This is a genomic window from Collinsella aerofaciens (genome assembly GCF_015548375.1).
Taxonomy (GTDB): Bacteria; Actinomycetota; Coriobacteriia; order Coriobacteriales; family Coriobacteriaceae; genus Collinsella; species Collinsella aerofaciens_AB.
Window position 1 is genome coordinate 1 of record NZ_JADMWW010000003.1, and the last position, 22,539, is coordinate 22,539.

Consider the following 22,539-nt stretch of genomic DNA (forward strand, 5'->3'; position numbering starts at 1 on the left):
GTATTACGAGCTCCTGTGCGAATTGGAGAGAGCGCTCCCGCAAACTGCCTCTTGACAACTTATAGGAGCGTCGGTTTTATTTTCACGAATATCGGCATGGTTGGAGACTCGTAACTCAGCCCCGTAAACCGGCATAGTTTTGTTCGGGCGGCCCTGGACGAGTGCCTCCGCCAGCCTCGCGGGACCAAAATGATCCGTTTTCCTCCGTCCCCAAGGGATCAGCCGGAACCGCTCGCCACGAAATCGGCCCATCTACTACGTTTGACGCGATACCCATGACCATACCTTCGTTTTGAACAAAACCACAGGCGTTCTACCTGCGGTTTTGTTTTCGCGTTTTTTGGCATGGTTGGGGGTAAGGGGCTAAACGTAGTAGATGGGCCGGTTTCGTGGCGCGCCCCCGGCGCATAAAAGCGCCGCCACGGAGGAGGGAGATGCCTCCGTGGCGGCTGGGGGTAGGAGTAGGTCGGAATTTAGCCCTGCCGGCCGCCCGGGGCCTTTTGGCCCCGGGCGCTGCCAGCGTGCCTAGCGCTTACGGATACCCCAGACCAGGGCTCCGACGCCGGCCGTGGCGATGACAAATGCCATAAGCAGAGCGGCAGCCTGCTGGTCGCCTGTGGCGGGCAGGAAACCCTTGACCGTCTTAACGATGTTCGTCACGGTCTTGGGCGTGCCGGGATCGGGCGTCGGCACGGGCGTCTCGGGCTTCTTGTACGTGTTGTTGAACACGATACCCTCGACGCTCTTGTCGCCCTTGGTAAAGGCAACGTTCGCCTTGAGGTTGCCCTCGCCGTCGTCGACCACGTTGACGGTCGCGGTAAAGACGGACTTGTCGTAGGTCATACCGGCCTCGTCGCCCTTGACCTCGCTGATGGTGTAGACGTACGTACCGGGCTCGTCGTACTCGAACTTGTCGAAGTTGATCTTGCCGTCGGCATCGTTGGTAACCGTAGACTCGATGTCCTCGCCAACGAGCTTAAAGCTAAACTCGTCCTTCTTGAGCTCGCGTCCCTCGAGCACCTTGATGGCGCCGATGGAAACCTGCGTGGGCATGGCGTGATACTTGTTGGTAAAGCCAGCCGACTCGGTGGTTCCCTCGAGCTTGTGCGTCGCGGTCAGCGTGCCGTCGCCGTTGTCGGAGACGGTGGTCACGACGGTGTAGGTCGTGCCGTCATAGGTGACGCCCTTGTACAGGCCGAGCGCGTTGGGGCAAGCCTCGCGCAGCGTGTACGTGTGCGTACCGGGCGCCTCGTAGCGGATCGGGCTCAGCGTAACGTTACCGTTGGCGTCGTTGGTGCCACTAGCGACAGTCACGCCGTCCTCGAGCAGCTCAAACGTGAACTCGCCAGCTGCAAGGTCGCGGCCGGTCAGACGCTTAACCGTCTTGACCTGATCGGTCACGGAAGAATCGGTAGGTGCCACGCCGTACGTGTTGGTGAACGTAAAGGCCGCACCGTCGCCGCCGTCGCGCTTGACGATCAGATGTCCGGCACCGTCATCGGTCACGGTGTAGGAAACCTTGCGCGTGGCGTTGGTGTCGTTGGTCACGCCAGGGGCGCTACCGGACTCGGCCACCGTGTAGGTAAAGGTGTGCGAGCGCGGGGCAGCGGGATCTGCGGGCTCGGACTCGTCGCTGGGCTCGTCGGCGTTGGCATCAGCGTCGGCGTCGGCCTCTTCAGCCTCTGCCTCGTCGGCCTCAGCCTCGTCAGCTTCGTCTGCCTCGGCCTTATCGGTCGCATCGTCCGTCACGCCCAGGGCGCGGTTGAGGTCCTCGAGCGTAAAGTGGATCTTGCCAAAGTCCACGTTGCCGGCCGCGTCGTTGGTTGCGGTCGTGCGCTCGGGCATCGGGGCACCCGCCTCGTCAGCGGTCACGGTAAAGGTAAACTTACCCGCGATGTCGGCCGGGGCCAGGCCCTCGGCTGCCTGGAGCTTCTTGGTGCCGATGAGTGCGGCATCCACGGCCTCGGCGCCGTAGACGTTTTCGAACAAGGGCTCGACGCCACCGTAGTCGACCGTTGCCGTCAGGGTACCGTCACCGTTGTCGACAACGATAACCTTAAAGCCAAAGCTCCACGTTGTAGCGGAAACGCCATTCGGCAGCCCGAATAAATCTTCGTAGGCCGTGTAGTTAATGGTCCAAGCGAGCTTACCGTCCTTGTCGGTACGATGGGCAAGCCCAGCCGCCTCAAGATTGGCAAGCATCTCGGTGTCGTAGTGCAGCGCATCAAAGCTCACATGCCCGCCGATATTAGGCTTGAGGTTTTCGTAGCCCACAAGCTCGCCCTGATAGGCAATGCCGAACCAGAACTCGCCGTCGGCCATCGGACGACCGGTCAGGGTCTTGGTGGCGACAACCTGAGCAGCGGTACCACCAGGCGTATTGGTCGTAGCGCTGTAGCTGTTGTGGAACGGAACCAGGGCACTCTCGACCTTGTTCTCACCGCTCTTGTGGACCGTCGTATGCGTACCCTCGGGACCGCCGGAGACGGTCGTCGTGGCGGTAAGCGTACCGGCACCGTCATCGGCGACGGCGATCGTCACGGTACGCGCGGCGTCGTCGTAGGTGTAACCGGGCTTGCCGTCATTCTTCTCGGCTACGGTGTACGTGAAGGTCTTGCCGGCGTCAGCCTGCGTAAACTTGACCTCATGGCCAGCCAGGATGTCGATCAGGCCGACCGTTGCCTCTGCCGTCGCAGGGGACTTGAAGTTGTTGGCTCCGGGCAGCAGGCCAAGCGCGTTGGCCGAGGCCTCGTCGGCAGGCGTCACGGTAAACGTGAACTGACCCTCGGTCATAGGACGTCCGGAGAGGCTCTTGCTGAGCTTGAGGCCGCCGGCCGCGGTGTAGTTAAGCTCAGTGCGGTACGTGTTGGTGAAGCGTCCGTTTTCCTTCTTGGTGACATTGGCGGTCAGCTTGCCCTCGCCGTCCTCAGTCACGGTCACTTCGGCGGTCGCGACATGCCCGTCATACGCCATGCCGGCCGCGTTACCCGCGTTCTCGCGGATCTCGTACGTGTAGGTTCCGGCAGCCGTGTAGCGGATCTTGCCGAACTTGACGGCAGCGATGCCATCCTTCGCATCGTGCTTGTTCACGGTCACGGTTGCAGGATCGGGCAGCGGGGTGCCCTCGGCGGCGGTGATGGTAAAGCTGAACTCGTCGGAGTCCGTCCAGTCGCGACCGTCGATAGCCTTACTCAGATCAAAGTCGAGCTCTGCGTCGAGCGGGGTCACGCTGTAGGTGTTCTTGAAGGTCGCAGCCGTGGCGTCCTTCAGGACATGCTCAGCCTTGAGCGTGCCATCGCCCTTGTCGGTAATGGTGGTCTCGATGGTGTACTTGGCGTCGCCGTACGTGATGCCCTTGCTGGTGGTTCCGCCGTTGACCTCGCGCAGCGTGTAGGTATGCTTGCCGGCCTCGGTGTACTTCACGGCGTTCATCGTGATGTTGCCTTCGGCATTGTTGGTGCCGGTGGCGACGACCTTGGCGTCCTCGCCCTCGCCCTCGACGAGCTCGAAGGAGAACTCGCCGTCCTTGAGGTCGCGCCCGGTCAGGAACTTGGTCGCGGTGACCTGGTCGGTGACACTGAACTCGCCAGGATTCGGCTTGTAGCTGTTGTTGAACTTCGCCTCGTCGGCTCCATTCAGCTCATGCTTTACCACGAGCTCACCCTTGCCGTTGTCGGTGACGGTCGTCTCGATGGTGTAGGTCTTGCCGTCGTAGGTGATGCCGTTGCCGGCGTCGCCCGGGACCTCGCGCAGCGTGTAGGTGTGCTTGCCGGCAGCGGTGTACTCGATGGGGCTCATCGTGATCTTGCCGCGGGCGTCGTTCTTGCCGGTGGCGACGACATCGTTACCCTCGACGAGCTCGAAGGAGAACTCGCCTTCCTTGAGGTCGCGCCCGGTCAGGAACTTGGTCGCGGTGATCTGGTCGGTGACGCTGGAGCTCTTGGGCGTCACGGTGTAGGAGTTCTTGAACTCAATCTTCTTGACGTCCTCGGCGCCCTTCAGCTTATGCGTGGCCACAAGCTGGCCCTTGCCATTGTCGGCGATGGTCGTCACGACGGTATAGACGGTTTTGTCATAGGCGATGCCGCCGGCATTGCCCTTGACCTCGCGCAGCGTATAGATGTGCTGACCGATCTCGGTGTACTTGATGGCGCTGAACGCAACGTTGCCGTTGGCATCATTCTTAACGGTTTCGACAACCGACGCGTCCTCGCCCTCACCCTCAACGAGCTCAAAGGAGAACTCATTGTCCTGGAGCTTATGGCCGGTCAGGACCTTGGTAACTGTAATCTGATCGGTGACGCTCGACTCAGCGGGATTGGCGGTATAGGTGTTCTTGAACTCGACCTCGCCCGAGGTCTTCTTCACAGAAGCCTCGAGCTTTCCCTTTGCGTTGGGTGTCACCGTTACGGTGAACTCTGCAACGTTCTTGCTGTAGGCGATGCCGTCGACCGTGGTCCCGGCATGCTTCTCGCTAACCTTGTAGACATACGTGCCCGGCTTGTCATAGGCAATCTCGCCAAAGCTAATGTCCGCATGGCCCTTGGTTGCAAACGCAGTCGTGGACCTGGGCATCGGGGCGTTGTCCTCGGACGTCAGGCCAAACTCAAACTTGTCCTCATCCGTCCAGTCGCGGCCCTCGAGCACCTTGGTCAGGCCAAAGTCGGCAGTTGTCAACGTTGTCGGCGTGGTATTGAGCGTAAAGCTAATCTTGCCGTTATTGCCCAGGTAGACATTGACCTTCGTCGCACCAGAAACAACCTTCGTGTTGTTCCACTGGGGATTGATCACGTCGCGTGCGGTGTCCGTCGGGTTTCCGCCCACACGCTCCTTGGTGGTGTGAAGCTGGTTGATAAAGGCGAGGCGCGCGGTGCCAGCCTTAATCGACCAGTGATCGCCATCCTTTACCAAAGCACCTTCAAAGTTTTCGAGCTCGCTTCCCTTAACCGGGATCGAAACGGAATCATCGTACGGCGCGCCCGACGAGTTCTGCGCCATAAACTCATCTTTGTACCAATAGGTCTTAGAGCCCGAAGGCTTTTCCGTTGCGAGCTTGGTGCAAGCCGCGTCTGTGTAGACGGGCGTTAGCTTTTGGAAGTAGTAGTAGCTGTTCGTAGCAGCAGGCTCAAAGCTTGCGACCGTATCGCCCGCATCGTCGCCGGTCCACTTGTTGTCGCAGAAGCTAACGGTATTGGAATCGGCGTCCTTGTGCTCATTGATGTAATCCTGCAGTCCCGGTACGTTATTGGGAGTAAACAGGTTTTTGCGTGCAATAGCCTTTACGCTCGATGCATACGCAACGCGGATAGGCGAGATGGCATCCGTGGAGTCAACCACAAACGTGCCCGCAGACTCGTCAACGGTAAAACGGCGCAGCGGAATGAGCGATGCGGGGACCTTGACCGTCACGATGTCGCCGCGCTGCGGATTGTTCTCGTCCGCGCAATCAACCGTAATTACGAGATGGGCGAGCTCGCCATCAAACGTATAGGTATCGATATTGCCATCGGTCGACTTGGTGGCGGCCCCATAGGTCTTGCCGTTGTACTCGGCACCGGTAAAGCTATCGACCTGCATAAAGGCGCCCAGCTCGTCCTCGAATGTGATGTAGCCGGAACCGTTGGGATTGTTGCCCTCGACCTTGGTCGGGAAACCCTTGCCCGACGTAATGGCACTCGAGATGTCCTTAAAGACCTGATCAAGCTCGGCGGCGTTGGTCGCCGACTTGTAGTAGCTAGCACCGGCAACGGGGTTGCCGAAATTGACATTCCACTTCTCAGTTCCAAAAAAGCCATGGCTTACGGACGATGTGGCATCCGGATAGTTACTCGACACGGCATGCATGAATTTATTCTCGTTGCTCGTGCGGCTGCTTGTTGGATCGTCGCCCGGCTTCGCACCGTTGAAGATACCGATGGTATAAATGGTCGCCCCGCCACTCTTTATGGTCTTGGCGATATTGATGGCATCCTTAGCAACCTCGGCCTCAAAACCATTAGAACTCGTAGGAGAGCCATCGGTGAAGAACACAACGATCTTCTGGGCGTCTTCACGACCAGCAATGCCCTTGGCCAGGTCCATGCCATAGTCGGCACGAGTAGAGCCAGCAGGCTCGATTAAATTAACCGTGTTCTTGAGGCTCTTTGCGCCCCCATCCTTGCAGACCGTGAGGCCCAACATGGTCTGGGAGTAGTTGTAGGTGTTGCCGTCGTCGCGATAGGTATCATTACCAACCTTATCGCTCTTCTTGCCCGCAAACTTTACGATGGCAACCTGGTGCTGCTTGCTCGCGTCCTTAACGTTCTTGTTTTGCTCGGCAATGGTGTCGATAAAGTGGTTGGCAGCATTCTTGAGCGCAACGACACGCTTAGGGGACCCTTTACCACCCATAGGATCATCCATTGAGCCAGAGGCATCGAGCACCATCACGATGTCGAGCGGCTTGGAAACCAGCGACGTCGTATCGGATGTCGAAGACATCGCCGAAAGCGTAGTCAAAAAGTCCGATTTCCCGTCATCGATTGCTTGGACCGTCTTATCCGTCCAAATTCGGCCGACGTTTTGCGTCGTGACCTTGCCGCCGTCATAGCCGCCCGCCCAGAACTTCCAATGGTTGCTGGTGTCGTGGTCGACTATCTTTGTCGCTTCCGGTCCGTCCATTCCTGTGCTGGACCTGGCGTTGGCCTCGGGCAGCATGGCAAATGCTGCAGCCGGCAATACCAGCACTACGGCCAGTATCACCGCCAAGAGACCCCTCGTGTACTTACTCATCGCGTCTCCCTTCTCGCAGGCTCAGACCTTGCATCAGCCTAAAGTTACGGAATGAGACACAATTTGAGCAGGTGACACACGTTCCAGATTCGGTTTTGGGCGTGAGACAAATGTCTCACCAAAGTTGAGACACGGCGTTTTCGCAGGAAAATAGGTGCGACTCAGAGCCATCGGGCCAAAATGATCCGTTTTCCTCCGTCCCCGGGGGCTCAAGGGCTGTCACCGATATGGCGCCATTTCAAAACTATGCCGGATTACGGGGCTAAGCTCGGAGACCTCATCCATACCCTCTATTTTTGAAAAACAGCAAGCGATCTACCTACGGTTTTGTTTTTGCGATTTTCGGTATGATCGGAGGTTCGCTATCCAGCCCCGTAAACCGACATAGTTTTGTTCGCGACGGCACAACCGCGCGTTTAAGCGCGGGGCCGGTGGGGCAATTTTGCCCCACCGGCCCCATCCCAGCGCTATTCCGGCTTGTTTTTTACCGTGGGAGCCTTGTCCTCCGCAACCGGAGTACGGGCGGTGTCCATGCTCAGGCAGTGCTTGGGGCAGCTCTCGATGCACTCGCCGCACACCACGCAGGCGTACGGGTCAATCGACCAGGTGCCGCCCTTGCGATCGACCGCGAGCGCGCCCGCCGGGCAACGCCGCGCGCACATGCCGCAGCAGATGCACACATCCATGTCATTGACGATGTGCCCGCGCAAGCGCTCGGGCGCCGTCAGCTTCTCCTGCGGATAGCAGACCGTTACCGGCTGTCTAACCATAGAACCCAAGGCCGTCTTGGCAAATGTCAGCAAACTCATGCCGCGCCTACCTTTCCGTGCAGCTAATGCAGGGGTCGATGGTCAGGATAATCATAGGCACGTTGGCAAGGAGCACGCCTTGCAGCGCATGCGTCAGACCAGCCAGGTTCTGCGACGTCGGCGTGCGCACGCGGAAGCGGTCCAGGTTCTTGGTGCCGTTGCCGCGCACATAGTAATACGCCTCGCCGCGCGGTTGCTCAATCACAACCTCGCCGCGCGCGCCGTCGGCCGGCGTGAGCTTGGTGCGCCCGCCGATACCGTCGTGCGGAATCTTGCCCGCAAGCTCCTTAATGATGTCCATGGCCTGCGTGACCTCGGCACAACGCACCTGGCAGCGGGCATAGCAGTCGCCGTCGGTCGCCACGATGGGCTCAAACGCAGCCAGATCCGCATAGGCGCCGTCGCCAAACATGCGCACGTCGTAGACCACGCTCGAGGCGCGCCCAAACGGGCCGACCATCGAAAATTCCAGCGCATCCTTCTTGCTGATCACGCCCACGCCATGCAAGCGCTCGCCGCAGCTGTCGTCGTTCAAAAACGTATGCACCAGGGCCTCGTAGTCGGGACGCATGGCATCGAGCGTCTGGACAATGCCCGCCAGCTCGGAGTCCTCGATGTCGTGCTTAAGGCCGCCGATCTCGTTGATCGACAGAATCACGCGGCCGCCGCACGTACTCTCGAAGATCTTGAGAATCTGCTCGCGCAGCGTCCACGACCGATAGAACAGCGCCTCGAAGCCAAAGGCATCGGCGAGCAGGCCCAGCCACAGCAAATGCGAGTGAATACGCGAGAGCTCGTGCAGAATGGTGCGGATATACTGCACACGGCCGGGCACCTCGATGTCGAGCATGCGCTCGCAGGCGCTGGCATAGCCGTAGCTGTGACCCACGGCGCAAATGCCGCAGATGCGCTCGGCGATGTAGCCAAACTGATGCATGTCGCGCTTTTCGGTGAGCTTCTCGAGTCCGCGGTGCACAAAGCCGATCTGCGGAATTGCCTCGATGACGCGGTCGTCCTCGAGCACCAGGTCCAGGTGAAGCGGCTCGGGCAGCACTGGGTGCTGCGGGCCAAACGGAATAACGGAGCGATGCGCCATGGACCTTACGCCTCCTTTTTCTGCTTGTCGCGGGCGGCCTTGACGGCAAGCGCCGCGCGGACCTTGGCCGCTTTCTCGGGGTCCATGGCGGCGAGCTTTGCCTCCATCTCGGCAGCCTTGAGCGCGGCCTTCGCAGCAGCCTCATCGTGCTGAGCATCGGAGCCGGCAGCCGAGGCGGGCTGAGCAGCGGCACCCGCAGTATCGCCGACGCCCGCAGCCCCCTCCCCTGCACCAGCCGTCGCGGCGGCCTTCTCGGCGGCGGCCTTGCGCGCCTTGGCCTCGGCGGCGGCGCGGACCTTCATGGCCTTCTCGCGCGCAGCTTTCACCTCGGGTGTGATCACACTCATGGGCTCGGCAGTCGAGACCTGGTAGAAAAAGCCCTTAAAGTCAATCTGCATGTCGGTAATGGCAAGACCAAACAGGTCATGCACCTCGTTCTCAAACGGGAACACCGCCGGATAATACGAGCTGATGGACGGAATCTCCTGATACTGATCAATTCCCTCAACCACCAGGTTCCCGATCGCATAGCTGCCGTCCTGCGCAATATTCTCCTGAGCAGCACGAACGTTGATAAACGTATAGACCAGACGATACGAGCCGTCGTCGACGTTGCGCTCAGCGTGCATTTGCACAAAGCGCGCGCCGACGCCCTTAAGCGCCTGGACATGCGGCAGGAGCCCGTCGATCCCGACGGTGGTATAGATAGCCTTTTGCATTACTCGGCCTCCTTTGCAGCGGCGGTCGCGTCGCCGGCCTCCGCAGCAGCCACAAACCCATCCTCGCCCAGCTCAACGCCACCGTCCCAGGTTGCGGCACCGTCCACGCTGAGCGGATTGCCGCCGGCGCGCATCACGGCCTCCTTCTGGTCCAGGATGCCGCACGCCTCCACAATGGCATCGATCACGGTCTCGGGGCGAATGGCGCACCCGGGCGCGTACACGTCCACGGGAATTGCGCGGTCCACGCCGCCGATCACGTTATAGGCATCGCGGAACACGCCGCCCGAACACGCGCAGATGCCGCAGGCCACCACGCACTTGGGCTCGAGCATCTGGTTGTAGATCTGGCGCACGACGGGCAGGTTCTGGGCATTGACCGACCCCGTCACCAAAAAGATATCCGCATGCTTAGGGTTGCCGGTGTTGACCACGCCAAAGCGCTCCGCATCGAACAGTGGCGTGAGCGAGGCCAGCACCTCGATATCGCATCCGTTGCAGCTCGAGCCGTCGTAATGAATAACCCACGGCGAGCGCGACATTTTATGATCCATGGATGCCGCCTCCTAAATAAACACGTCGACGAGGATGGGCATAAGGTTGAGCAGGCCAAACACCAGCGCCACGCCCCAGCCGAGCTTAAAGCAGCTGCGCCAGGTGCTGCGTGCGAAGGTGTTGTCGATCAGCACCTCGACAAAATACGTCGCAGCCATCACGACCAGGGCGACCAGCCAGCTCACCGGGTTGTCCCAAACAAAGAACATGCCCACCCACATCAAAAACAGCACGGTCTCGCACCAGTGCATAAGGGTCATCTTGACCAGCGTGCCGCCGCTCATCTCGGTGGCGACGCCCTGGACAATCTCCTGATGCGCGTGATGCGAGTACGAAAGGTCAAACGGCGACTTGCGCAGCTTGATGGTAAGCACCGCGAGCAGCGCGAGGAAAATGGGTGCGCTGTACACGATGATGGGGGCCGACTGCCCCGTCACGGCAATGGAATCGAAGCTGTCAGTGGCAAGATACAGGCCCACGCTCATCAGCAGAACGGCGGGCTCGTAGCTCATAACCTGCAGCAACTCACGATCGGCGCCAACCTGGGCAAACGGGCTTTGCGTCGAGGCGGACGCCAGCACCACAAAGATCGCGGCGAGCGTCACCATAAAAGCGCACAGCAGCGTGTTGGAGCCCGACACAAAGATGCCACCGCCCACCACGGTAAAGATGAGCGCGCACGCCATATAGGTATCGTCCATGGTGTTTACGCTGGCAGGGGCTTTGCGCAGCAGCTTGGCAACGTCGTAGAATGGCTGGAGCAGGCGCGGGCCCACGCGGCCCTGCATGCGGGCCGAAAGTTTGCGGTCGAGGCCGTCGATCAGGCCGCCCACAAGCGGCGCCAGCAGGGCAAACGCCACGGTGCCAATAAAAATGCCCACGACACCCGAACCTTCAAAATACTTGCCGCGCAGCACCGAGGGCGCACTCATGGCAAGTCTCTCGGGCCCAATCCATGCGCAACACAGCAGCGCAAACAAGATAATGCTGCAGCACACGACGCTACCCGCGGGGCCAATACGCTTCTCGCCAAGGGCGTCCTCCGAGTACCAATTGCGCTTTTCGGCCTTTACCTCGTGTCCCATCGAGCCGCGGAAATGGCGATATTTGTCGGTTCCCACACCCGAAAGATATACGTTTACATGCGGTTTGTTGCTCACGCGGAATGAAGTCAGCAACACCACGGCAATAAAAGCCACGATAACCACCATCAGATACATGGCGTCCTTGCCAATAACGTACGGCACGCGGCCAAACACCATGGCCAAGTAAGGCGACACCAGACCGCTCGAGATAACCGGGAACGCCACGCAACACAGAATCAGCAGCGCGGCGATGGTGTTGAGGGCCATCCATTCGGTCTTATGGACATTGACCTCAACGTTTTGAGCCGTGGGGTCGACGCCCGAAAGCTTGGCAAGCCACTTGCCCCAGAAGAAGAACGTCGCGGCCGAGCCAAAGGCAAGCACCATGATCATGAGCACGTTGCCGGTCTGCGCGAACGCCACCAGGGCGCCCCACTTGGACACGAGCATGCCAAACGGCGCCACAAACATGCCCATGATGCCCAGCATCATCAGGCGCGTCAGGTGCGGCATGCGGCTGAACATGCCGTCCATGTCCTCGATATCGCGGCTGCCGATATGATGCTCGGCCGTGCCCACGCACGGGAACAGCAGCGACTTTGCCACCGTGTGGAACAGGATCAGGAAGATGGCCGCCCATACGGCCTCGGGCGCGCCGACACCCAAGCAGGCACTGATGAGGCCCAAGTTGGAAATGGTGGAGTACGCGAGCACGCGTTTGGCGTTGCTCTGCGAGATGGCCATGAGGGCAGCGAGCAAAAACGTGATGGCACCCACACTCGTGACCATAAAGCCGGTCACAGGATAGATGGCATAGAGCGGGCTCAGCTTGACCATCAGGAACACGCCGGCTTTGACCATGGTTGACGAGTGCAGCAGGGCGCTCGTGGGCGTGGGGGCAACCATGGCACCCAACAGCCAAGTGTGGAACGGCATCTGTGCGGCCTTGGTGAGTGCGGCGAGCGACAGCAGGATGACCGGCATCACCAGCAGCGCGGATTGCGCGGTTCCGGCGCCGGAAAGCTCGATCATGCCCGAGATGGTCAGCGGCATGCCGTTAACGTGCAGATACATGAGTCCGATCAAAAACGCGATACCGCCCAGCATGTTGAGAATGATCTGGGTGAAGGCGTTTTTGATGGCCTCGGGCGTGCGCGTGTAGCCAATCATAAGGAACGAGCACACGGTGGTGATTTCCCAGCCGCAGAACAGCCACTCAAGGTTGTCGCTCGTCACGATGACGAACATGGCCGAGAGGAACAGGAACATAAGCGCCAGGAACTGCGGGCGACGGTCGGGCGCGGTCTGCCCGCGCAGCGCGGCCTCGTGCTCGTCGTGGGCCTGGAAGTCCTTCATGTAGCCCAGGGCATACACGCAGATTAGGCTGCCGACGATGCCGACGGCGAGGACCATGATCACGCTCATGTAGTCCAGGTAGAGCGGCGTCGCCGTGACGGCTTCGGCCGCAGGCAGCGTCATGGCCGCAAAGACGAGCGAGCCCACCAGCTGGACTATGCCGAGCACCGTGGTAAGCACGCTCTTATATTTGTACGCGTTGTACAGGATGACGGCGCACAGGATGACATCGATGACGGAGCTGATGATCGAGAGCACGTGCGAGGTGCCGGGGGCGACCTCAAAGCTCTGCGGACCCGTGCCAAAAAACATGACGGCGACTACAACTGTCACCGCCATAATAATGCCGGAACCTATGAGCCCCACCGCATCGCGGGCGCGGTCACCGCGCACGAGCAGCATGCCCAGCGCCGGTACCAGCGGAAACAGGGTAAGGAAATACAGTAGCGTCATACCATCACTCCCCCATGCAAAAACGCTGCAATTGTTTAACGTTATAGCTCAATTGAGGAGTAGCGGCGGCAGGTTTTCGGTCAATTGGGGAGTTTTAGGCGTACGGGGTAAGGAGTCTGTCCTCATTGGAGTAGAGGGGCAACGTTTCCTTACCGCGGCGACAGGCGCGCGGGCCGCTGCGCGGTTTATTGGCCACGTTGGAGAATGTCCCGATAGGCTCGCACCGGTCCAAAAAGTTGGCGCGGCAAGAAAAATGCGCCCCTGTGGGCGCACCATCCCGTTTGCTATTTCGCCTTTTTAACGCGCGGCTTGCGACCGCGCGGCTTATCGACCAGTGCGGACTCACCGCTCTCGCGGTACTGACGGCACCAAGCCTTGACCGAAGACTCGCTGGGAATCTTGTGCTTGATCATGGCCTCGCGAACCGTTAAGCCGTTTTCCAAGCGGTCCTTGACCACGGCGAGCTTAACTTCGTACGAATAGGTGTGATGATGCGAACCGGCGTTGAGAACGGCGTCGGCACCGCCCACAGCATACGCGCGGGCCCACTGACGAGCTGTGGCCTGGGGAATGCCAAGCTCCGCGGCGAGGGCGCGATGGCCGACCCCCTCTTGGAGGATCTCGACGGCGCGCTGCCTAACCTCGGGCGCATGCGTGCGAGTCCTAGTTGCTTCCGACATACCTGCCACTTCTTAGCCTTAACCGTTAATCTGCTTTCTTACGTGCAAGTTAGATAGTAGCATTTTACTGTTTGCTCAAAGCAGTTAATTAAAATAGACGCGGCGTTATCTGGGCATTTGGCACCAAATTACGACATTTCTTTATCGATTATTTACGCTGGCAGCTGACTCGCAGCTAATCGTCATTCGCTTGTCAACAAAATTGACATCTCTTTATGTCCTTTGGTATAGAGGATATAGTTATTAACCCCTCCCACAATAATTTTGAGTGATCTGCAATGCAGTAGACGTCCTCACTCCTCATGATTACCGCGCATTGCCATCCACTGGAGCAAAACAAAAAGGGCGGGACCTGCTGCGCTTGCAGGCCCCGCACCGGTTGACACCCGACGGGACACAGCCGGGCGAGACGGATCCGTGCTACCGCCCCGCCTGGCCGCGATGTCCAACTACAGCTCGTTGGCCGCGTGATACGCCGTGCGAATGGCGCTCGCAATGTCGGCGGTGCGCTCGCCCGAGCAGTCGCCCACGCAGGTCACGGGCACCGTCACGCCATCCAGGTCAAACGCGTTGGCCTTGGAGCCCACGGCCATCACCACGTAATCGCAGGCGATCTTCACCGGCTCCTCGGCGCCGTCCTCGGCGGTGCGAACGGCCTCCACGCCCTCGTCAGTAATGGCGGTCAGGCGGGTCTTCACGTGCTGCTCCACGTTGTGCTCGGCAAAGTCGCTCATAATCAGCGGCAGAATGGTCTCAGACTCGCCCGCGGCAATCTTGTCGAGCATCTCCACGATCGCCACCTCGCAGCCGTGCTGCAGCAGATACTCGGCAGTCTCGGTGCCCACCAGGCCACCGCCAATGACGGCGACGCGGCCGCTGAGCTCCACCTTGCCGGCCAGCACGTCCCAGCTCGAGACGACCTTGTCCGAGTCGGCACCCGGAACGGGGATGACCACGTCGTGCGCGCCCACGGCCACAATCGCAGCGTCGGCGGCGTTGAGGTCCTCAGCGGTAGCGGCATGGTTGAGCTCGACCTTCACGCCCAGGCCGGGCAGAATCTTCTCGTAGTACTCGACCGAGCGCATGATCTCGTCCTTGCGCGGAGGCGCGGCCGCCAGCACAATCTGGCCGCCCAGATGATCGCTCGCCTCGTAGACGGTCACGTCGTAGCCGCGCTTGGCCGCCACGCGCGCGGCCTCCAGACCGGCGATGCCGCCGCCCACCACGGCGATCTTCTTGTCGCCCTCGCCCGGCTTAATGGCGATGGTTGCCTCATCGCCGTTCTCGGCATTGAGCACGCACGAGATGTACTTGCGGTTTTGAATCGCATCGACGCAGCCCTTGTTGCAGTTGAGGCACTCGCGGATGGGCTCACCCGTGGCGGCCTTCAGCGCAATGTCGGGGTCGCACATGAGCGAGCGGCCATAGGCGATGATGTCGGCGGCGCCGTCTTCCAGAATCTTCTCGCCGGCCTCAACCGAGACAACGCGGCCGACGGTTGCCACCGGCACGGAGACCAGGGCCTTGACGCGCTCGGCCACGGGCAGCGTCCAGTTGTAGGGCATGGCGCCCATGGGCGGAATGGTGTCGCCCATGTTGCCGGTGTGGTTGGCCTGTGCGACCTGAATCATATCGATGCCCGTACCCTCGAGCAGCTTGGCGAACTCGCAGGCCTCGTCGGGCTGCAGGCCACCCTTGCCGCGCGGCGTGCCGTCGGGGTTCTCCATGATCACGGGGAGCTTGTACTCCACCATCAGCTGCGGCGCGGCCTCCTTAATGGCGGCGACGACCTCCAGCGCGTAGCGAACGCGGTTCTCGAACGAACCACCGTACTCGTCGGTGCGCTGGTTGAGGATGGCCGAGCACAGCGAACCCACCAGGCGGTCGCCGTGGACCTCGATAGCGTCGATCCCGGCCTGCTGTGCGCGAGCGGCCGAGGCAGCGATGGCCTCCTTGATCTGGGTGAGCTGCTCTACGCTCGCCTCGTTCACAAAGTGCTGCATGTCGTGATGCAGCTTGGCGTAGGCCTGGTTGCGGATCTCGTTGGACTCGGCCATCTTGGCGGCAAAGGTCTCCTCGTCGCCGGCGGCCTTGGCCTCCTGCGCGGCCTTGGCGGCGGCCATGGATCCCATGACCATGCGGCCGACACCGGGCACATCGTACTCGGGGTGGAACAGCTGCAGCGCGACCTTGGCGCCGTGCTTGTGGACGGCGTCGGCCAGCGCCTTAAACGTGGGGATCTGGGCGTCGGTTGCCAGCTTGGGCGTGGGGCTTGCGGTCATGACGGGAGCGACGTCGCCGATGACGATGTAGCTCACGCCGCCACGGGCCAAGCGCTCGTAAAAAGCCAGGCTGCGCTCGCCGATGGAACCGTCACGCTCCTCGTAGCCGGTGGTCAGCGGCGGAAACATAATGCGGTTCTTGAGCTCAAGGGGGCCAACCGTAATGGGCTGGAGCAGCTTGGATGCAGGTGTGGTCATGGACATTCCTCTCTTGTAGGCGCGGCGGCGATGATGCCGCGTAGTTATCTAGAGGATATGGCATGGGAATACAGCAGCGCAACGGAAATCGGCGGACAGCAGGTAGCGGCAGGTGGATGGGGATGGGCGGGGCGGCCCGTCGGTTTATCTCAATCTGTAACAGTTACGCGACAAAACCGGGTCTTACTGTTACAGATCGAGACATTCCTCTCGGCCCATCCTCAACAATCTAGATCTGTAACAGCTAGGCCCACTTTTGACCCCTACCTGTTACAGATCGAGACAAACCAAACCCGCCTGCTAGAAAATCTCAATCTGTAACGGTTACTCGGCAAAAACCGTCCCTCGTGTTACAGATTTAGACAAACACGACCAAGCCCACCGGTATATCTCGATCTGTAACACCTAGCCGCCCAAATCGGGTCTAGATGTTACAGATCGAGATTTTGTTTGAGAGGCCGAGAATTGGATCGAAAACACGGTCCCGAAATAACAAAAAAGCTCGCCGGCTAGGCCGACGAGCTGCAAGTTCTTGGTCGCGGGGGCAGGATTTGAACCTACGACCTCCGGGTTATGAGCCCGGCGAGCTACCAGACTGCTCCACCCCGCAATGTCTGGGCGCTTCATGTGCGCAAGAAAGAATATTACGCGGGAGTTCGGTAAGCGGCAAGGAAAATCTCGTAGAGCATAATTCCTTCATATTTAAAACCCCTCAGCCCCTATCACCGTAAACGAATCGCAGCCGAGCGCCGTCGGCGGCGCGTATACAATGGTGCGCGTCCTTTTATGCCAACACTGGGAGTAGACATGCTGCTCGCTATCGATATGGGAAACACGCAGACGGCCATGGGCCTGTTTGACGGAGACGAGCTGGTGCAGTCGTGGCGTATGCCCACCGACCGCTCCTATACCGCCGACGAGATCCACGTGCGCCTGATGGGTTTCTTTAAGATGTACGGCCTTTCGCTCGATGCGGTCGACGCAATCGCCTTTGCGGGCGTGGTGCCGCAGCTCTCGCGCGAGTGGCACGCCGTGGCCGACCGCATTGCCGCGGACGCCATCGTCATCGGGCCGCAGACGGCCGCGGTGACCAAGCTGCGCGCGGCGCGCCCCCAGGCCGTAGGTGCCGATCGCGTCGCCAACGCCGTTGCGGCCGAGACTTTCTACGGCGCGCCGGCAATCGTGGTGGACTTTGGCACCGCGACCAATATCGACGTCATCGATGAGGACGGTTATTACATTGGCGGAGCGATCGCGCCAGGCATTCGCATCTCCATGGACGCGCTTGCCGCCCGTGCCGCCAAGCTCGCCAGCGTGCCGCTCGAGGCGCCCGAGCACGCCATCGGCCGCGATACCGAGGAGTGCATCAAGGTCGGCGCCGTAACGGGCGCCGCCGCCATGGCTGAGGGCCTGGTCGCGCGCATGAAGCGCGAGCTGGGCCGCGAGGATGCCACCGTTATCGCCACGGGCGGTCTCGCCAGCATCGTCGCCGATTCGACCGATGCCTTCGACGTGGTCGACGGACAGCTCACCATCAAGGGTATCTGCGAAATCTACCGCCGCATGCAGGAGCTGGGATAGGACAGGGGCTTAAGTCGAGCACGAGCGCGAGCGGCGAACTAGGCAACGCATCGGCCCTATTCCTCAAAATCGAAAGATTTTCAGTTTTGAGGAATAGGGCTTTCTGCTAGGCCTCGTCGCACAGCCACCTCGCCAGGTCCACGATCTGCACCCCATTGCGGTCCGTGGCCTCGTGATGCGTGCGGGCGAGAATCATCTTGGGGTACGCGTCGCCAATGCTCAGCAGTGGTGAAATCTCGCGTTCAAATGTCTTATCCGAGCTGATGTCGTCGCTCACCTGAATGTAGAGCTTCTCGCTTCGCTTGATTGCTACAAAGTCTATTTCCTTTTTATAGAGCACGCCGACGTATACCTCGTATCCGCGGCGCAGCAGCTCGATTGCCACCATGTTCTCGTATACGCGTCCCCAATCCATATCACGTGTACCGAGCAGCGCGTATTTGAACGCGTGGTCTGCCAGGTAATACTTCTCGCCGCTCTTAAGGTATTTTTTGCCGTGGATGTCGTACCGACGAACTTTATAGAAGGCAAACGCATCGCACAGGTACCCCATGTACGTGCCGACCGTCTTGTTCGTTATCTTTAGCCCATCCGCGTTCAAAATATCCGTAATGTTACGTGCCGACGTTATGTTGGATACGTTGTCCATCATGTAATCGGCAATGCGCAGCAGCGCCGATTCGTTTCTCACGTTATGCCGCTGCACGATATCTCTCACGATGAGCGTTTTGAAGACATTGGAGAGATATTGATAACGCTGCTCCTGCAGTGGATAAGGGTAAGAGCCAGACATACCGCCGGTTCTCGCGTACTCATCGAAGTCGCGATCGACCTCGCCCTCGTCACTATAGAAGCGATACTCCTCAAACGAGAATGGGAAAACCTCGATCTCGAACGTGCGCCCCGTAAAGAGCGTCGACAGATCACTCGACAGCAAAAAGGCGTTCGATCCGGTAATGAAAATATCGTACTGCTCGGATGCATGGAGGCTGTTGATCGCGCGTTCAAAGCCGTCGCACATCTGAACCTCGTCGATAAGCAGGAAGTTTTGCTTGTCGGACACTCGATGCTCTTTCACATAGGCGAGCAGGGCATGATATTCGAGCAGGCCCTCGAACTCGTCGAGGTTGTAATTGATATGGATGACATTCGAATTGGACAGATTTGCCTCCACGTAATCGCGGAGGGCCTCGAGCAATTTTGACTTACCGCTACGGCGAATGCCCGTTATGACCTTGATGTCCGGTACGCCAATAAGGCTCGTCAACGTGTCCATATATGACGTTCTATTGATGAGTTTCATTGGTGCCTCCCTGCGGTCTTCTATCGCTATTCCTCAAAAACGAAAATTTTTCAGTTTTGAGGAATAGGCTCTGCAACGAATATACCTCGTTAAAGGCCGAGCTGGCTTAATTCTATTCCTCAAAATCGAAAGATTTTCAGTTTTGAGGAATAGGGTGCTGACAACCCATTCCCCAGACAAGCAAGACCCTCCCCGGCACAGCCGAGGAGGGTCTTGTTATCATCGCTATCTTTGAGTGCGGGCGCCTCGCGTTACAGTCCGCGAATCCGTACGGCCTCGGGCGGAAACTCCTGCTCGCCGGCATCAGTCTTGATGGTCGCGCGACCCCAGATGTCCAGGCCCGCAAACACACCGACCGCAAGCGGCAAACCGTCGGGCGACACCGCCGCGACCTGACGACCCAGCAGTGGCACCATGTCAAAGTACTCGCCCAGCACCGGAGCCAGCGGGCCGGCAGCGCCCTGTGGTGTGTTGGCGGCAACCGCCCAGGTGTCCACGCGGACCAGCAAGGCGGCGGCCAATGCCTCGACCAGCGCCTCATCTGCCATATCCACGCCAAGCTCACCCAGCGCCGCACGCTCAATATCAACCGTCACCGCGGCAAACATGCCCGCAGCACCGGCACCGCCGTTCACGGCAACACGCGCGAGCGACGTCTCAAACGCAGGCGCACCGCACACGATATCGCTCGGCCACTGGATACCCACCTTACCGGCAAGGCCCAGGCCCGGCGCCGAAGCCGTGCCCACGAGCGCGTCCATCATGCCCATCGCCGCCACAAACGGCAGGCCGTGGAAGGCATGCATATTCACATCGGGGCGCACAACCAGCGAAAACGTCAGCGAAGCCTCGCCCACGCTCCAAGCGCACCAACCCGCGGACGCACCCTCGCGACCCGCGTCGCGCGCGGCGTCAAGCTCGGTGCCAGCGGCAACAGCATTCATCTCGATCATCTACATGCGCCCCAATTCGCCCACAATATGGCCCACGCGGTCCTCGGGCTCCTTGACCTCGACGCCGTTGTAGCGGAAGAACCGCGCCGGATCGTGCATCAGATCCTCGAGCGGCACCAGCACAAAGTCGCGCTCGCCGATCAGCGGATGCGGCAGGCGCAGCTTTTTGCCGCCGTGGGTCTCGCCGTCCATCCACAGCAGATCCAGGTCGATGGTGCGCGGGCCGTTGGCCTTGGCCTTTTTGGAGCGGTCGCGGCCCAGCTCGGCCTCGATCTTCATGAGCTCGTCGAGCAGCACCAGCGGCGCCAGCTCGGTCTTGATCTCGATGACGGCGTTGGCAAACGCGTCCTGGCGTGTCTCGTAGGCCGGCTCGCTCTCGTAGATCTTGGAGGAGTTGGACACGCAGGTGAGTGGAATCTCGGCGATCATGTCGCGTGCGGCGCGGATGTTGTCACAGCGATGCCCCAGGTTGGAGCCCACGGCCACAAACGCGCGGCGCGGCTGCGGCTTGGCAACCGCCCAGTAGCCGTTCAGGAACTGCGCAAAACCCGCGGCGTCGTGCACGCGCACGATGTTGGCACCGGCCTGGATGGCGCCCAGGCACACGCCAAACGTAGCGGCATCGCGCTCGGCGGCCTCGGTCACGCCCGAGACGGCGCCCACAAAGCGCTTGCGTGATACGGCGCACATGAGCGGATAGCCCAGTGACGCCATCTTGGCAGTCTCGCGCTGGATGACGATGTCCTCGTTGGCCGTCTTGCCAAAGCCCGGACCGGGATCGATGCAGATGCGGTCGCGCGACACGCCGGCGTGGATGAGCGCGCGGGCCTGGTCGGACAGAAAGCCCATGACGCGGCGCATGATGGGCGCCGAATCGGGCAGGGTGAAGCGGCGGAGCTGCGAGGTGGGCGCGTAGGCTTCCTCGCGGCGGGCGCTGCGGCGCATCATGGCGACCAGGTGGTCGCTGGGCTCCGGCTCCGTCTCGGCGGCAGCGGGCGTGACCTCGGGCGCGACGGTCTCGGCGGCGGGGGCAGCCTGCTCGGCGGCCGGCGTCTCCTGTTCGGCTGCGGGCTCCGGGTCGCCAAACGGCAGCGAGGGCTGCACCACGCCGCCCGGAAGCTTGGCCTCCGACTTAGGCTCGCCCAGCAGCTTGCCACGACGGCGGCGGCCCGGCTTTTCGGCCTCGCGCGCGGCCTCGGCAGCCGCTTCGCGCGCCTTCTCGGCAACAAACGCCGCGGCCGAGGTATCGAGCTGCACCGTCGCGTGCGTGCGCGCGGGAGCAGCGACCTCGCCGGCGTGCATCACGATGACGCCGCAAGCGCTCGTCTTAACAAACTCGACCATCTTGGGGTCGGTGAAGCCGGTCACATCGTTGACGATCGAGGCTCCGCAGCGCACGGCCGCCTTGGCAACCGCCACATGACGCGTGTCAATCGAGACGATGGCGCCCTCCTTGGCCAGTGCGCGCACCACGGGCAGCACACGGCGGGCCTCCTCGTCGGGGTTGACCGGGGTAAAGCCGGGGCGCGTGGACTCGCCGCCCACGTCGATGATGTCGGCACCGGCGTCGAGCATCGCCAAGCCGTACTCAATCGCGGCATCCGGATCGAAGTGCTCGCCGCCATCGCTAAACGAATCGGGCGTCACGTTGAGGACGCCCATGATGCGCGGACGGTCAAAGCTGAGCTCGTACTTTCCGCACCGCCATGTCTTGCTATCGTTCGCCATGAACATCCTCCTAAAATGCCCCCGCCGCCGCGCTCGGGCGCTGGCGGCGGGGTCGCTTTGCAATCAGTCTTTCTATTGTATCCGCGCACGCGGGCTAGAACGCAAACGCGGCCGCGATGTCGCAAGAAATCAGCAGGTCGGCATTTGCATCCTGATCGGTGGGCGCCAAATTGCAAATGGCCAGCGTATCGCCGATAAAGTAGCGCGTGAGGCCCGCCGCCGGGTACACCACGAGCGAGGTTCCGCCCACGATGAGGGCATCGGCCGCGGCAATGGCGGCAACGGCGCCGGTGAGCACGCGCTCGTCGAGCGGCTCTTCGTAGAGCACCACGTCGGGCTTGATGCGGCCGCCGCACACGGGACACACGGGCACGCCCGCGGCATCCTCGTGCTCGCGCGCGCAAATCCAATCGGCACCATAGACCGCGCCGCACGCCTGGCAGATATTGCGGTGGACCGAGCCATGCAGCTCGAACACGCGCTGCGAGCCGGCCGCCTGGTGCAGGCCGTCGATGTTTTGCGTCACCACGGCACTGAGCTTGCCCGCGCGTTCCAGCTCGGCCAGCTTGGTGTGGCAGCGATTAGGCTTGGCGCCAGGCGCGATCATCTTGGTGCGGTAAAAGTCGAAGAACTCGGCCGGGTGTGCCTTGTAAAAGCTGTGCGAGAGCATGGTCTCGGGCGGATAGGAAAACTGCTGGTGATACAGGCCGTCCACGCTGCGGAAATCGGGAATGCCGCTTGCCGTGGAAACGCCCGCGCCGCCAAAGAACACCACGCGCTCGTGGGTATTGAACAGCTCCGCCAGCGCGGCGGAGGCCTGCTTGGGATCTGTTATCGCTTGCGTCATGTTTGTCCTCCGTCCATGTTGGTCGGGCAGCGTTGAGCGACGTCCCAGCATGCGTCCTTTAAGTCAGCATGCGCGGAGCCCACCCCGCCCCTGTTGCGCTAATCTTAAGCCTGCCAACCCCGT

General features: G+C 60.8%; 13 protein-coding genes and 1 tRNA gene. 1 reads left to right on the plus strand and 13 read right to left on the minus strand.

The window, feature by feature from the left end; genetic code table 11:
* Positions 1-525 precede the first annotated feature (525 nt).
* The 9 genes from I1969_RS02140 to I1969_RS02180 all read right to left on the minus strand — a co-directional run bounded on the left by I1969_RS02140 (position 526) and on the right by I1969_RS02180 (position 16,614).
* Positions 526-6,771: a Spy0128 family protein gene (locus I1969_RS02140; RefSeq protein ID WP_195232481.1), complete on the minus strand. Its 6,246-nt coding sequence runs from the start codon at positions 6,769-6,771 to the stop codon at positions 526-528.
* Between the two features lie 467 nt (positions 6,772-7,238).
* Positions 7,239-7,580, minus strand: coding sequence for a 4Fe-4S dicluster domain-containing protein (locus I1969_RS02145; protein WP_195232483.1), 342 nt, complete (start codon positions 7,578-7,580; stop codon positions 7,239-7,241).
* A 7-nt stretch (positions 7,581-7,587) separates the two neighbouring features.
* Entirely contained in the window at positions 7,588-8,676 is a 1,089-nt protein-coding gene (locus I1969_RS02150) for a hydrogenase large subunit (protein WP_195232485.1), read from the minus strand.
* 5 nt (positions 8,677-8,681) lie between these two features.
* Positions 8,682-9,395, minus strand: coding sequence for an NADH-quinone oxidoreductase subunit C (locus I1969_RS02155; protein WP_195232487.1), 714 nt, complete (start codon positions 9,393-9,395; stop codon positions 8,682-8,684).
* Positions 9,395-9,949: an NADH-quinone oxidoreductase subunit B family protein gene (locus I1969_RS02160; RefSeq protein ID WP_195232489.1), complete on the minus strand. Its 555-nt coding sequence runs from the start codon at positions 9,947-9,949 to the stop codon at positions 9,395-9,397. The genes I1969_RS02155 and I1969_RS02160 overlap by 1 nt, the downstream gene beginning before the upstream one ends.
* Before the next feature lie 12 nt (positions 9,950-9,961).
* The gene (locus I1969_RS02165) at positions 9,962-12,844 is read right to left on the minus strand and encodes a proton-conducting transporter transmembrane domain-containing protein (protein ID WP_195232491.1); all 2,883 of its coding nucleotides are present in this window, start codon (positions 12,842-12,844) and stop codon (positions 9,962-9,964) included.
* A gap of 284 nt (positions 12,845-13,128) precedes the next feature.
* Complete coding sequence (locus tag I1969_RS02170) at positions 13,129-13,524, minus strand: helix-turn-helix domain-containing protein (protein ID WP_055310268.1); 396 nt, start codon at positions 13,522-13,524, stop codon at positions 13,129-13,131.
* Positions 13,525-13,973: 449 nt separating this feature from the next.
* Positions 13,974-16,004: a bilirubin reductase, long form gene (gene bilR / locus I1969_RS02175; RefSeq protein ID WP_229028205.1), complete on the minus strand. Its 2,031-nt coding sequence runs from the start codon at positions 16,002-16,004 to the stop codon at positions 13,974-13,976.
* Between the two features lie 533 nt (positions 16,005-16,537).
* A tRNA-Met gene (locus tag I1969_RS02180) sits at positions 16,538-16,614 on the minus strand.
* Between the two features lie 197 nt (positions 16,615-16,811).
* Between I1969_RS02180 and I1969_RS02185 the strand changes: the two genes are divergently transcribed.
* Positions 16,812-17,585 (plus strand): type III pantothenate kinase, encoded by a 774-nt coding sequence (locus I1969_RS02185; RefSeq protein WP_158554584.1) that lies wholly within the window; start codon positions 16,812-16,814, stop codon positions 17,583-17,585.
* A 106-nt stretch (positions 17,586-17,691) separates the two neighbouring features.
* Here the strand turns inward: I1969_RS02185 and I1969_RS02190 are convergent, their stop codons facing one another.
* The 4 genes from I1969_RS02190 to I1969_RS02205 form a co-directional block, all read right to left on the minus strand.
* The gene (locus I1969_RS02190; RefSeq protein WP_195232494.1) at positions 17,692-18,888 is read right to left on the minus strand and encodes an ATP-binding protein; all 1,197 of its coding nucleotides are present in this window, start codon (positions 18,886-18,888) and stop codon (positions 17,692-17,694) included.
* 251 nt (positions 18,889-19,139) lie between these two features.
* Positions 19,140-19,841 carry a hypothetical protein gene (locus tag I1969_RS02195; protein ID WP_195232496.1) on the minus strand — a complete coding sequence of 234 codons (702 nt, stop codon included), beginning with the start codon at positions 19,839-19,841 and terminating at the stop codon, positions 19,140-19,142.
* Entirely contained in the window at positions 19,842-21,569 is a 1,728-nt protein-coding gene (gene folP / locus I1969_RS02200; protein WP_195232498.1) for a dihydropteroate synthase, read from the minus strand.
* Between the two features lie 94 nt (positions 21,570-21,663).
* Positions 21,664-22,416: an NAD-dependent protein deacylase gene (locus tag I1969_RS02205; RefSeq protein WP_195232500.1), complete on the minus strand. Its 753-nt coding sequence runs from the start codon at positions 22,414-22,416 to the stop codon at positions 21,664-21,666.
* Positions 22,417-22,539 lie beyond the last annotated feature (123 nt).